The organism is Candidatus Saccharibacteria bacterium (assembly GCA_016699955.1).
Classification (GTDB): domain Bacteria; phylum Patescibacteriota; class Saccharimonadia; order Saccharimonadales; family UBA4665; genus JAGXIT01.
Window position 1 is genome coordinate 326506 of record CP064993.1, and the last position, 12809, is coordinate 339314.

13 protein-coding genes and 2 riboswitches are annotated in these 12809 nt (G+C 48.9%); of the genes, 6 read left to right on the top strand and 7 right to left on the bottom strand.

Annotated elements, in window-relative coordinates:
* Positions 1-11: 11 nt before the first annotated feature.
* On the bottom strand, positions 12-1055 hold the full coding sequence (locus tag IPL85_01720; protein QQS20152.1) for a CBS domain-containing protein: 1044 nt from the start codon (positions 1053-1055) through the stop codon (positions 12-14).
* An 86-nt stretch (positions 1056-1141) separates the two neighbouring features.
* On the opposite strand from IPL85_01720, the gene IPL85_01725 reads away from it, so the two are divergent.
* Positions 1142-1831 (top strand): thioredoxin domain-containing protein, encoded by a 690-nt coding sequence (locus IPL85_01725; protein QQS20153.1) that lies wholly within the window; start codon positions 1142-1144, stop codon positions 1829-1831.
* 271 nt (positions 1832-2102) lie between these two features.
* On the opposite strand, the gene IPL85_01730 is transcribed toward IPL85_01725, so the two are convergent.
* The 6 genes from IPL85_01730 to IPL85_01755 form a co-directional block, all read right to left on the bottom strand.
* The gene (locus IPL85_01730; GenBank protein QQS20154.1) at positions 2103-2723 is read right to left on the bottom strand and encodes an adenylyltransferase/cytidyltransferase family protein; all 621 of its coding nucleotides are present in this window, start codon (positions 2721-2723) and stop codon (positions 2103-2105) included.
* Between the two features lie 9 nt (positions 2724-2732).
* The gene (locus tag IPL85_01735) at positions 2733-3224 is read right to left on the bottom strand and encodes a hypothetical protein (GenBank protein QQS20423.1); all 492 of its coding nucleotides are present in this window, start codon (positions 3222-3224) and stop codon (positions 2733-2735) included.
* Between the two features lie 56 nt (positions 3225-3280).
* Positions 3281-3676: a DUF4430 domain-containing protein gene (locus IPL85_01740; GenBank protein ID QQS20155.1), complete on the bottom strand. Its 396-nt coding sequence runs from the start codon at positions 3674-3676 to the stop codon at positions 3281-3283.
* A gap of 82 nt (positions 3677-3758) precedes the next feature.
* A riboswitch (cobalamin riboswitch) is annotated at positions 3759-3879 on the bottom strand.
* A gap of 132 nt (positions 3880-4011) precedes the next feature.
* Positions 4012-4524: a hypothetical protein gene (locus tag IPL85_01745; GenBank protein QQS20156.1), complete on the bottom strand. Its 513-nt coding sequence runs from the start codon at positions 4522-4524 to the stop codon at positions 4012-4014.
* Positions 4521-4865 (bottom strand): GtrA family protein, encoded by a 345-nt coding sequence (locus IPL85_01750; protein QQS20157.1) that lies wholly within the window; start codon positions 4863-4865, stop codon positions 4521-4523. The genes IPL85_01745 and IPL85_01750 overlap by 4 nt, the downstream gene beginning before the upstream one ends.
* An 87-nt stretch (positions 4866-4952) precedes the next feature.
* Positions 4953-6308 carry an O-antigen ligase family protein gene (locus IPL85_01755; protein ID QQS20158.1) on the bottom strand — a complete coding sequence of 452 codons (1356 nt, stop codon included), beginning with the start codon at positions 6306-6308 and terminating at the stop codon, positions 4953-4955.
* A gap of 66 nt (positions 6309-6374) precedes the next feature.
* On the opposite strand from IPL85_01755, the gene IPL85_01760 reads away from it, so the two are divergent.
* The 5 genes from IPL85_01760 (at position 6375) to IPL85_01780 (ending at position 12780) form a co-directional block, all read left to right on the top strand.
* Positions 6375-7334: a carbohydrate kinase family protein gene (locus IPL85_01760; GenBank protein ID QQS20159.1), complete on the top strand. Its 960-nt coding sequence runs from the start codon at positions 6375-6377 to the stop codon at positions 7332-7334.
* A gap of 12 nt (positions 7335-7346) precedes the next feature.
* Positions 7347-8645, top strand: coding sequence for an adenosylhomocysteinase (locus IPL85_01765; protein ID QQS20160.1), 1299 nt, complete (start codon positions 7347-7349; stop codon positions 8643-8645).
* Between the two features lie 85 nt (positions 8646-8730).
* Positions 8731-8847, top strand: a riboswitch (SAM riboswitch).
* A 42-nt stretch (positions 8848-8889) separates the two neighbouring features.
* The gene (locus IPL85_01770) at positions 8890-10023 is read left to right on the top strand and encodes a methionine adenosyltransferase (protein ID QQS20161.1); all 1134 of its coding nucleotides are present in this window, start codon (positions 8890-8892) and stop codon (positions 10021-10023) included.
* 128 nt (positions 10024-10151) lie between these two features.
* Entirely contained in the window at positions 10152-11612 is a 1461-nt protein-coding gene (locus tag IPL85_01775; GenBank protein ID QQS20162.1) for a sugar transferase, read from the top strand.
* 22 nt (positions 11613-11634) lie between these two features.
* Entirely contained in the window at positions 11635-12780 is a 1146-nt protein-coding gene (locus tag IPL85_01780; protein ID QQS20163.1) for a glycosyltransferase, read from the top strand.
* Positions 12781-12809 lie beyond the last annotated feature (29 nt).

The window sequence follows — 12809 nt, forward strand, 5'->3', positions numbered from 1 at the left end:
GGGGTGAATAATCAGTTGGTTGTTTCTGGGGCGTGAGACGACTTGGTGGAAGTGTGGTCTTTATGTGCAGCGGCGGCGGCCACGGCGCGAAGATCGTCATACTTGTCGAATTCATCGACGATGAGCTTGCCGATCACACGCTCCAGTACGTCTTCGATGGTAATAATGCCGACATACTCCTCGAAGCTATTGACCACTATAAACAGATGCTGCTTAGTTTTTATAAAAGCCTGTAGCGTCTGGTAGAGCGTAAAATCTTCATGCACATAAGTTACCTTGCGGCGCATAATATTTCGCACTACACCTGAGCGCTTTGTCGAAACTAGATCATGCAAATACAACACGCCAACAATGTTGTCCTTCTTTACTTCGTACACCGGAAAACGACTATGCCCACTGGCATGTAGCTCACCCATAAGCACCGGTCCGACGGCTTCATCGGCTGAAACCGACTTGGTAACGCGCTTCGGCACGAGCGCATCAGATACATGCTTATCGCCAAAGGTCAGCGCATGTGCCAGTAAATCAATTTCACCGTGGGCAATTCGATTATCCGGTTGGTTTTTTTGCTTTTGGAGCAGTTCGGCGAAATCTTCTTTCTCGTACATACCGCTGTGCACATGCAGGGGGAAGACTTTGCGAACAAACCGGCTCAACATTTGCAAAGGCGGATGGAGCCTTTCAAGCAACCACGCCAGAGGTGGCGAAGCTTTTGAAGCAAGCCAAAGGGCAGATTTGCTCGCTCCACCATTTGCTTGAACAACCCGAGCGCCAACCCCGCCAACTACCAAAAGCACCGGCACCGCCAGCCACATGCCAAGCGCTCGTTCTAAAAAGACAATACTGCCGTAGGCTAACACCAGTGTAAGAACTCCCAGTACCAGCCGTGCGCTAACGCCGTACGAAACAGAGCGGTAAAGTAGACTGGCTATTTCATCACCCCCTCGCGCCCGCCTTTTGAGTTCCTTGGCGGGAACATGGCCGAAAGCATGATACAGCACAGCAAACATGATAGCGAGAATTGCACTGATGAGACCGACTAGAAACTGTGTCATTAGTAATAGTATAGCAACATCCGACAGCAGCTGTAGCATGCACCGAAATGTGATACCATAGCAAGACTAGTTATCAGGAGGAATACATGGATAAACGATTTTTAGCAATCATTGGGATTATAATTGTTGCCTTTGTAGGCGTCATACTACTTAACAACAAGACCGACACCACTTCTGGTGACAAAAAGAACAGCGCCACCCAAGCAACGAGTCACTTCGCTGGAAAACTAGATAGTAAAATTACCTTTACGGAATACGGTGACTACCAATGCGCAGCGTGCAAAAGCTTCTACCCAATAGCGAAGGAAATTAAAGAGAAATACGGGGACAGAGTACGCTTTCAATTCCGTAATCTTCCGCTCACTTCTATACACCCGAATGCATTTGCTGGCGCTCGCGCTGCCGAAGCAGCCGATCTTCAGGGCAAGTTCTGGGAGATGCACGACTTACTCTATGAAAATCAGGACCCTTACGGTACATCTGGGTGGGTCGCAAGCAAAGACCCCCTTTCTCAGTATTTTGTAAAATACGCTGAGCAGGTTGGACTAGACACGGCTAAATTTCGAACCGACTTTGCCAGCGCCGTGGTAAACACCCGCATAAACGCTGACCTAGATGTCTACAAAGCAACCAAAGAGGAGCTCTCGACGCCAACCTACTTTATAAATGGAAAGAAGATTGTCAATAGCCGCCTGCTTGATAATCAAAACCCCCCGCAGCCTAGTGTTGAGGCGTTTAGTAGGGTTCTTGATGAAGCACTCGCTGCAAAGAAATAGCTACTGCTAGTAGTGGATGTACTGCTGCCAGCCCGGTCGTTTAACGCGAATGCGCACGGCAATCGTTTCGTGTGTCAGTTTAATTGGTATAGACATACTATCTCCCTTGTGACACTCAAAAGACCTCGCCCTTGAAGGTATCACTTTTTTTATGTAAATGTTTTTGTCTCTATGCACCTCGCCGTGCAACAGAAGATAATATAACTATAGCAATACGCTTATGCTGAAGTCAATGCATACGCGTGGTAGTTTTTGCAGCAGTGTAAGCCTGTTAAAGATAAAGCCATTCCTGATTTGCATATACTTTTACACTTGCAAGTAGCCCCTTTGCGCCACGTTTTTCGCGCAAGGCAGCGCGAATATGGCTTGAGCTGACAGCCGGCGCGTGGCTCTCGAAGACAATAACTTCGGCGTGGGATGATGGTATTTTGCTAAGAATCTTTTTGATACTGTCGGCAGACTCATTTTCACGCCGACCAACGCACAGCTCAACCGATCGCAGGAATTGTTTGACGTATGCCCACTTCGCCATGTGCTGCAAAACATCTGAGCCACACAAAAAAACAAGCTCTGCTCCTGGAAATTCATGCTGCAACCGTGGTAAGGTATGCGCCACCGAGAATGTCTTATCCGCAAGCTCTAGCACTTTTAGGTGAGGGTAAGGCCGGACTGCTCGACGAACCATAGCAACGCGATGCGCAAAATGAGTTGCCTGGCGTTTGGCACGAGGAACCCGTTCTGGGACAAAGTAGACCGCTTCGAGTTGCGCTACTTCGGCAGCCTGCAGGGCAAATGCCACATGCCCGGCGTGTACCGGATCAAACGTACCACTGTATATACCGATTCTGGATCGTTTTGTCCGAGATACACTTTTTGCCTCTGTTGATTTCATTGTATTTGACTATTTGATTGCCTGAAGTGGAGCTTTTGCCTGGCTCGAAGCAACAAAAAATGCGTAAAGACCAAAGAGCATAGCACTATAGAAAAGATCGCCCAGCAATGTACCGCGGAAGAATGGGATAGCGTTAATGTAGCATTGTATGAGACCGGCGCCCGTCTTGGGGTACATGAGACCCTGCATCCACACGCCGAAGTTAGTAACTAGAAAAAACAAAACTGAAGCTCCGACGCTGCTCGCAACGACACGGCTAAACCGTAAAGCCGTCAAATACTTGCCGGCAATGAGAGCAATGAGCGCAAAACTTCCCCAAGTGTAAAGCACAAGCGGATGCAGCCCAATGATGATATCGCTTGTCACCATCGCGATAACTGGCACAACAAGCGCCCAGCGTCGCGGTAAGATGGCCCCACTAAACAGCGCCACGGCGGCAAGTGGTGCAAAGTTTGCCGGATGCGGTACAAGTCGTGCAAAGACCGCAAATGCCACAAGCATTAATGCAAGGCTCAGTTTTAGCCAAAGACTGCTGTTGTCAGCTATGCGAAAGCTGCTCATAGTTTGATGTCCTCAAGCTTCCAGGCGATTTTGTCGCCAGACTTGTTCTGGTAAGTTCCCGCGCCTTCATTTGCATAAACCTCATCGACATAGAATGCCCAGTAATTTTTGCCCTCTTCGGCCATTACCCCATTAATGCCAACTACCATGGTCCCGAAGCTACTTTCCTTGGTATCGACCTTGGCAAGTGACTGCAAAGTCTGAAGGGCGGTTTGCCCAACAGCTCCGTTGTAGCGTACAATTTTTTTATCAGCTGTAGATGTAATTTGTTTTGCAACCGCTTGGCTTCGCTGCACTGTTTTGGTTGGCTGAGTGTCTCGATTTACTGTGTACGCCCCGACACCCCCTGCTAAAATTAGCACCACGGCGGCAATTGCTAGTTTATTTTTCATCTTTCTTCCTTTTCTCGAGCCATTGTAATACAAAAAAATCGCCACACGCGGTGACGACAATATATTTTGTCACGACCTGCTCGGGTTACACTACCGCGAACGAAGATCTGACTTACCTTCTCGAATGGGAGGATTACAGTTGCGGCACAGTGTTGGAATCTCACCAACTTCCACGTTTCACGACGTTCAAATTGTTAAGTGACTAGAGTGTAGCACGGTCGCTAGTACGCTAGATATAGTAATTTTTACCAAACACGCATATTGCACCACTAAGCCTGCTCGGCCGGCAGAGCCGTGAAGCACTGCTGCTAAAAACGAGATATCCGTGATAAAAACTATTTCGAGTTGTGGGTGCGGAGATTTGCTAGGCGAGATGTAAAGCTCTGGGCGGAGCCTTCAAGACCGAGAACACGAAAAGCAGCCAAGACAACTGCAATATCTTGGAGCTGCTGCTCGGTAGCAATGGCTTGCCCTTCGACGTCAGCAAATAGCTTCTCGACCTTCTCGATCAGCCACTTTTCCTCTGCTGGTTTCACTTCGTTTGTCAGGAGCGATTTTTCGATTTGTAGCGTTGGAGCAACTACCTCGAGTGAGCGAGCGCTGTAATCACGCTTCACAAGATGCCCACGCTTAATTAGATTACCGACATGCAGCGCTACAGTCGCAACCGACGTGTACTGCAGTCCGTTCATTATTTCGCGGTAGCTTGGACTGTAGCCATGTTCGGCAATAAACTGTTCAATATAGCCCAAAAGTTCTTTCTGTTTTTTGGTGGGTCGCACTGTTTTCACCGTAGATTCACCAACAACAGATACGGCTTTAACCTCATTTGTTTGCTTTTCGTTCATGATTTTATACTACCATTTTTGAACACCCAATGTTTATACCAAAACCATTTCCAGACGGTGAAGAAGAGGCTGGAAATCCAGAGACCGATGAATGGGGTAACCCCAAGCCACTTAAGGCCGCCGACAATAGCGTAATCTATGGGAATATTTAGCAAACTAAATGGTACGTACTTCTTGAGGATTTTTTTGTGGCCCTGTTGCCTGGCTGAATAATTAAATGCAAGGTAGTGCTGGACGAGGTAGTTGAGCAACCAGCCGACCAAATCAGCTATGCCCTTGGCAATAAGCCAATGCCAATGAAATACGCCGTATAACAATGCAAATATGAAGTATCCGCTCACAAAAAGACTGCCCCGCCAAGGTTAAAAAAGAAAAACTGTTTCGCAGTTTTTGGTAGCTGGAAGTATGTTGTTGGTGATTTGGAGTGTTTAAGCATGTTGTTTCTGGGGCTTTTTTGAAGTTGGCAGCCAGGCAAGACCAATGGCCGCCAGCCCCCACCACAGGTAGGCAAGAGTAACGTCTGCCCAAGCATAGGAAAGTAAATTTACGAGTGTTAAGCCTGCCAGTGTCGCAAAAAGCATGCGCGCTAACCCCTCTTTGCGAGCGTACAGCGACCGGCCAAGCCTGTAACATACGGTGACGAAAAGCCCCATGCCAAGCCATCCTATCTCTTGGCCTAGCCCCAAAAAGTAATTTTCACTGATGCGTGCAGGGATGTCATCTTCCAACATAGAGGCCGGTCCGGCCGTCCCGAGCCCTCGCCCAAACGGTTCACTGACAACATCTTTAATCCCAATTCGTAATGCGCTGAGACGATCCTCATTTGAGGTTTGCTCAGCTGTTGATTGATCATTAACATGTAGGACTGCGTTTTTGAAGCCTTGATTTGCTTGAAGAAGAAAAAGAGCTGATACGAGCAGGGCGAAAACTCCGAGAGCAAAAGGTAGTACTACTCGGGCACCTTTCATAAACCCTCTTTTTGCACCTAGCCAGACGGTCATAGTTACTAACAGACCGAGCCAAGCACTGCGCGAAAAACTGACTAGCATTGCTCCAGCAGCCAGCAAGAGCAAGAGATACCTCCCCGAAATTTTTAGCATGGCAACCCATAACAATCCAATGCCCAGCACCAGATACGCGCCAAGTGGGTTAGGCCCACGCAGGGTAGATTGTGCCCGGATTGTTAGGGTGTCTTGGTTAATGGTCTGAACCGGCGTAATTGTAACGCCTGTCTGATACCCAAAATGGCTCAGGAAATCTGGAGGTAGGACAAAAAATTGTAATAGTGCAAAGACAGACACAATGCCAAGAGGAAACACGATAAGACGTTGCCAGTGCCTGTGCAGCCAATCACTTTGCAAAGCAACAGCATACACGAGCCAAAACCATACAACATGACGAGTATTGAGTAATAGGCTATACGCCGCCACCTGGACGTCCATAGTGCCGAAAATACTGGTACCCATAAAATAGATAAGATTAACTAAGAGATAGCTTGCTGGCAACCAAGCAAGTTTATGCTGCTGCAGACTGCGCCACGCCGGTTTTACGCTCTTTGAAAACAGCAGCCAACCAACTATGAGGAGGAGTACACATTCGGGTAGAAGCCTGATGAGTGTATAGTTTGCGCCCAGATGTGCACCTGAGACGGTTAAGAAAGCATGAAACGGCACGAACAGCAGTACCAATGCTACGGCATAGTCAGGTAGTGCCCCTGTTCTACGTGGCAGCGACTCACGCCGCGCCGTGAAACTAGTTTTGCCCTTCGCGATTAGCCTATGCATAGCTATAGTATAGCCGAACCTACATCCGGGTTTTGAGCAATCCTATCTTCACTCTATACTAGTACTATGACTACACAGAGGCCAATAGTTCTAACTGGATCAATAGCGATAGACCGGATTATGAGTTTCGGCGGCTCGTACAGCGACCATTTGCACCCCGAAAAACTTGAGTCGGTGTCTGTTTCGATATTTCTTGACAGTCTTCATGATAGCTTCGGGGGCGTCGCGGCAAATATTGCCTACGGTCTTACACTGCTAGGTGATGAGCCTTACTTGCTTGGTTCAGTCGGACCCGATGCGGTTGAATACATGGAAAAGCTCGCCCGACATGGCGTCAACATCGGGCATATTTGTGAGAGCACTCTGCCGACAGCGAGCTTTAACGTCATTACCGACCGTGACCAAAACCAAGTCGGCGGTTTTTACCCAGGAGCTATGTTTGACAGTAGTGAGCTTCACTTGGAGCCGTGGTATGAGTACAATCCAATCGTTGTTATTTCGCCTCATGACCCGACTGCAATGCGCCGCCAAGTCGCGGAATGTCGGGAGCACGGTCTTACACTCTGCTATGATATTGGCCAACAAGTTTCAAACGCCCCGATCGAAGATTTGTTGGCGGGACTGGAGGCGGCGGAGGTACTGATATTAAACGACTATGAATTGGCCGTACTAAGCACTAAAACAGGCCTTAGCGTTGAAGACATCTTCGCCGAAGTCCCTGTAGTTATTACTACCCACGGACCCGAGGGTTCACGGGCGGACGGCGCACAGCTCACTGAGCCTGTTTCTGTGGGAGTAGCTAGACCAGAACGTGTCGCCGACCCAACGGGTGCCGGAGATGCCTACCGCGCTGGTTTTTTGTATGGATATGCGCGGGGTTGGCCATTGCAGGACAGTATGCAACTTGGCGCTGTTTGCAGCAGTTTTGCGATTGAAACCGTCGGGACACAAACACATACGTGCACACGGGAAACAATTGCCGCTCGGTACCGCGTGGCATTTTCTGAAACAATTGATTTATCATAAAGGAGCACAGTAATGAACGAAACAAATAGCTACAAAGTTGCCGACATTTCCCTCGCTGAATGGGGACGACGAGAAATTACTTTAGCGGAAAAGGAGATGCCGGGGTTAATGGCACTGCGCGCAGAGTATAAGGCCGCCCAGCCACTTCAAGGCGCCCGAATTGCCGGATCGTTGCACATGACCATACAAACAGCTGTACTCATAGAGACACTCGTTGACCTGGGTGCAGAGGTACGCTGGGCCTCTTGCAACATTTTTAGCACACAGGATCAAGCCGCGGCGGCAATTGCGGTAACCGGCGTTCCGGTGTTTGCCTGGAAGGGAGAGGCTGAAAAGGATTACTGGTGGTGCACCGAGCAAACGCTGTTATTTGGGGACGGCAAGGGGCCAAACATGCTACTAGATGACGGCGGCGATTTAACGGGACTTGTACACACGAAACATCCTGAACTACTGGCTGACATAAAAGGCGTAAGTGAGGAAACAACCACTGGTGTTCACCATCTTTATCAGATGCTGGAAAAGGGTGAACTGCGGTTGCCAGCTATAAATGTTAATGATTCGGTCACTAAAAGTAAGTTTGATAACAAATATGGCTGCCGCGAGTCGTTGGTCGATGGGATTAAGCGTGCCACAGATGTTATGTTAGCGGGCAAGGTAGCCGTAGTGGCCGGATACGGTGATGTCGGCAAAGGCAGTGCTCAGTCGTTGGCGGCGTATGGCTGCCGTGTGCTTGTGACTGAAATCGACCCTATTTGCGCACTTCAGGCGCAAATGGAAGGCTACGAAGTTGTGCGCATGGAACAGGCTGTACAAGAGGGAGATGTCTTTGTAACCACTACTGGTTGTAAAGATATCATTACGCTGGATCATATGAAGGCTATGAAAGACTCGGCAATTGTGTGCAACATTGGCCATTTCGATGTTGAAATACAGGTGTCGGCCTTGCAGGACATGCCAGGCATTAAGCACGAAGAAATAAAACCACAGGTTGATTTATACACCTTTGCTGATGGCCACCGAGTAATCCTGCTTGCAGAGGGTCGTTTGGTAAACCTTGGCTGTGCAACTGGTCACCCGAGTTTTGTCATGAGTAACAGTTTCTGTAACCAGGTGCTGGCACAGATTGAACTCTGGACCAAAGACCACAAAGTCGGCATTTACATGCTGCCCAAAGAGCTCGATGAAAAGGTTGCTCGCCTGCACGTTGAGGCACTCGGCGGCAAGCTAACCGAGCTGTCTGATGCTCAGTCCGACTATATCGGCATACCGAAAACTGGCCCCTACAAGCCTGACCATTACCGATATTAGGCTCGACTTACCCGCTGCTACTAAAAAGGGTTACGGCGTGGTTACGCTCCCGGCCGTTGTGTTATACTTGTCGTACTTAACAAGTGAGATATCGAGAGTACGGTGAGCGGACTAGCGCGTTGACCCGTCGGCAACCATCAGTTTTACCTGAACGGTGCTTCATCTAGCCTCTATTACTAAGGTAATGGCGGGAAGATATGTGTGACCACTATCCTTTCCTGCCGGGAAAGGTTTTTTATTTTATATGACAAATACAGTTGGCGATTCAACGCTTTTTACCAGCGAATCAGTGTGCGCTGGACATCCTGATAAAATGGCTGACGCCGTCAGTGACGCTCTGGTTGACGCCGTACTGACGCTTGATCCAAATGCGCGAACCGGTATAGAAACGGTGGTGGGAGCAAACCAAATTAGCTTGTTTGGAGAGATTAAAACAACGGCAAAAGTAGATTTTGAGAGTGTTGTCCGCGGTAAAATTAAACAGCTTGGCTATACCGATCCCAAGTGGAAATTCTCGGCAGAAGGATCGCATTTTACAAACTTTTTGCACCAACAATCGCCCGAAATCGCACTGGGTGTCGACCAAGACGGTGCCGGCGATCAGGGCATGATGTTTGGGTTTGCATGCAGTGAAACACCCGAGCTAATGCCCTTACCGATTGCCCTTGGCCATGCTCTGACGCGCAGGATTGACGAGTGCCGCGAGAACGGTGTGCTGAAGTGGTTGCGGCCAGACGGCAAAGCCCAAGTGACTGTGCGATACAACGAAGACGGCCAGCCGGTGGCCATAGAGAAACTGGTCGCTGCTGTCGCCCATGATGAAAAAACATCTGCAGAACAGGTTCGGAAAGATGTGATTGACCGAGTCTTCACGCCAGTACTGCGTCATTACAAGCTTAAACTGCCAGCCGAGCACAACATTGTAGTCAACGGCACGGGCTTATGGCATATTCCCGGACCAGAATCTGATGCAGGTTTGACTGGACGAAAGATAGTGGTCGATACATACGGCGGCTACGCCCGGGTGGGTGGCGGCGCTTTCAGTGGGAAAGATCCAAGCAAAGTCGACCGTTCTGGCGCATACGCAGCCCGATACATCGCTAAAAACATCGTTGCCGCCGGGCTTGCTACCAAATGCGAAGTTGGCCTAGCCTATGTGATTGGCCAGCCAAAGCCGCTCATGCAAACCATTGATACCTTTGGCACCGCCACGGTTAACGAGGCCGAACTCTACATTTTCAAAGATAAACTCATTGATACAAGCGTCAAAGGCATCATTGAAACCCTCGACCTTCGCCGCCCCATTTACTCGCAGACTTCCGCCTACGGCCACTTTGGTAAACCTGACCTGCCCTGGGAAAAAATCGTGTCAGTATGATGCATGCCTGCGGCACCTTACCGGAGGGACTAATCCCCTCCTCACCTTTTGGGTATTAATCCGACCAAACTGAGCTTTTGACTCCTCTGGTTCCGAGCATACGCCGAAAAATGATACAATCTTTGTAGATGAAAAACAATGCATCGCTCGTGTACAACTTTTTTTTGATGGTAGGCGACGGCGTTGCGCTCCTAGTTAGCTTTGTCGCTGCTTTTGTCATACGCGGCTCCAGCAGTGTCGCTGTGGCGCAACCGGTTGACAGCAGCACGTACATATTACTTTTTGTCAGTTTACTTCCCTTTTGGATCTTCATATTCGCGCTGCTAGGGCTATATAACGCAAATATCTATGAACGACGTTTTGCAGAGGCAGGCAGGCTATTCGTCGGGTCGTTCATTGGACTGCTTTTTATGGTTTTTTGGGATTATATGAGCCTTCAAACCGTGTTCCCGGCAAAGTTGGTGCCCATATATGGTTTTGGGATAGCCTTTGTGCTGCTTTTGTCGCTAAGGAACATTGCACGGATTATTCGAACCGCCCTGTTTAACTACGGTATTGGGCTAAACAGAATTGTTATTATCGGAAAAACTCCTATCACAACCGAGCTGTTAACATCGCTGGCAAATACAAAGCAATCAGGGTATGAAATTGCGGGCGTTATAGGTTATGGAAAACTCCTACCGCCAGGCGTTCAGGGGTTCGCGTCGTTCAACGACTTTCTGGCAAGCAAGCCAAATAATATTCACAATATTATTCAGACAGAACTCTACGCCGATGAGAGAGACAATGCAGCAATATTTGACTTTGCCCAGGAACATCACATAAGCTACCGCTTTGTACCAGGCAACAATGAACTGTTCGTTGGCAATATAGATGTTGATCTGTTTCGAAATAGCATACCTGTTATACATGTACATCACACGGCACTGTTTGGCTGGGGGCGCATCCTTAAACGTCTGACTGATATAGTATTTGGCAGCTTACTGCTCCTGCTTAGCTTACCGTTATGGCTAGCCGTGGTGGTTCTTATAAAGCTGTCTGACACTTCGGGGCCAGTGTTTTACAGGGCGAAGCGGATGAGTCGGTTCGGCACAACTATACGGGTCTACAAATTTCGTACCATGAAGCAAGCCTACAACAATATGTCTCCCGAGGATGGTTTTGCTAAGATGGGTCGACCAGAACTTGCCAAGAAGTATCGGGAAAACGGTGACCAGCTTAAAAATGATCCGCGTGTCACGTCTGTTGGCCGTTTTTTACGCGCTACGAGCCTCGATGAACTGCCGCAGCTATGGAATGTGGTTCGGGGTGACATTAGTCTTGTCGGGCCGCGAGCACTCGATGTTTACGAGCTGGAACAGTACGACAAAAAAAATCTCATACTCAGCGTAAAATCCGGCCTAACCAGCCTGGCGCTTGTTTCTGGACGCCATGCTATGAGTTTTGAGGAACGCCGCAAGCTCGATTTGTACTATGTGCAGAACTGGAGCTTTTGGTTAGACATCATTATTATTACCAAGACAATACGAGTCGTGCTGGAGCGACTGTTCCGACACGGAGCACGGTATCGTACGTTAGATGGTAGATAAAAGATAGAGCATAATCTCTAAAATGACAAAACAATCGCCACCTACCACCCATCCCCTGAAACCTAGCAAGCTGCGAGTTGCCATTGTGCATGACTGGTTGGTTGGCGGGGGCGCAGAGCTAGTCGTCGAACAGCTGCACAAATTATTTCCGGACGCACCCATTTATGCATCGTACGCGACGAATGACTGGCGGAGGAGGCTAGATAACAAAGTTACAACTGGCTGGTTGCAGCCATTCGGTAAGATAAGGAAATTTCTGCCCATCTTACGGATTTGGTATTATTCTCGCCTGAATTTTGAGGGTTATGACTTAGTTATTAGCAGTTCGGGGGCAGAAGCCAAAGGCATAAAAACTTCTCCTGGCACGCTTCACATAAACTACTGCCACGCACCCACCCACTATTATTGGAGCCGCTACAACGAATATATGAGACGACCAGGCTTTGGCTTTTTCGATCCGCTTGCAAGGCTCGGCCTATGGCTTTTCGTCAAACCGCTACGGCACTGGGACTACAGGGCCGCCCAGCGACCCGACTACATGATTGCCAATTCTTCGCATATTCAACGTGAAATCAAAAAATATTACGGGCGAGACAGCACCGTCATATTTCCGCCAGTGTACTTTGAGCGTTTTCATTTGTCACACCATGGCCGAACGAAACGACGAGGTTTTATCATATCTGGACGCCAGACACCCTACAAGCGGTTTGACCTGGCGGTAGTAGCCTGCACGAAACTAGGGCTGCCCCTCACCGTTATTGGGACTGGGCCCGACAACGCCCGGTTGCGCCGTTTGGCCGGAAAAAGCGTCACATTTCTGGGCAAAGTTACGGACGAGGTACTGGAGCAAGAGTTTGCTAACGCCGGTGCCCTCATTTTCCCTGGCCTTGAGGATTTCGGAATTACACCCGTGGAGGCTATGGCGGCAGGAATGCCCGTGCTTGCTTATAAGGGTGGAGGCGCGCTTGATTTCATAAAACCAGGCGTTACCGGAACGTTTTTTGAAGCGCAGACGGCAAAATCATTGGCTCTCGCGCTGAAACAATTTGACACCGGAGCCTACAGCAGTGCCGCCATTCGAGCCTACGCACAGAAATTCTCAAAAGAACGCTTTCAAAACGAAGTTAAAAAATACCTCCTGAAACAGCTTCGCGACTTTAAAACCTAGTAAAAAATCGTCAAATAATTGCTGCCGGA

Excerpts from the sequence above, each read along its gene's own strand:
- IPL85_01780 (QQS20163.1), top strand. The coding sequence starts at position 11,635 with ATGACAAAACAATCGCCACCTACCACCCATCCCCTGAAACCTAGCAAG.
- IPL85_01770 (QQS20161.1), top strand. The coding sequence starts at position 8,890 with ATGACAAATACAGTTGGCGATTCAACGCTTTTTACCAGCGAATCAGTG.
- IPL85_01760 (QQS20159.1), top strand. The coding sequence starts at position 6,375 with ATGACTACACAGAGGCCAATAGTTCTAACTGGATCAATAGCGATAGAC.
- IPL85_01740 (QQS20155.1), bottom strand. The coding sequence starts at position 3,676 with ATGAAAAATAAACTAGCAATTGCCGCCGTGGTGCTAATTTTAGCAGGG.
- IPL85_01735 (QQS20423.1), bottom strand. The coding sequence starts at position 3,224 with ATGCTTGTGGCATTTGCGGTCTTTGCACGACTTGTACCGCATCCGGCA.
- IPL85_01730 (QQS20154.1), bottom strand. The coding sequence starts at position 2,723 with ATGAAATCAACAGAGGCAAAAAGTGTATCTCGGACAAAACGATCCAGA.
- IPL85_01755 (QQS20158.1), bottom strand. The coding sequence starts at position 6,308 with ATGCATAGGCTAATCGCGAAGGGCAAAACTAGTTTCACGGCGCGGCGT.
- IPL85_01775 (QQS20162.1), top strand. The coding sequence starts at position 10,152 with ATGAAAAACAATGCATCGCTCGTGTACAACTTTTTTTTGATGGTAGGC.
- IPL85_01720 (QQS20152.1), bottom strand. The coding sequence starts at position 1,055 with ATGACACAGTTTCTAGTCGGTCTCATCAGTGCAATTCTCGCTATCATG.
- IPL85_01765 (QQS20160.1), top strand. The coding sequence starts at position 7,347 with ATGAACGAAACAAATAGCTACAAAGTTGCCGACATTTCCCTCGCTGAA.
- IPL85_01725 (QQS20153.1), top strand. The coding sequence starts at position 1,142 with ATGGATAAACGATTTTTAGCAATCATTGGGATTATAATTGTTGCCTTT.
- IPL85_01745 (QQS20156.1), bottom strand. The coding sequence starts at position 4,524 with ATGAACGAAAAGCAAACAAATGAGGTTAAAGCCGTATCTGTTGTTGGT.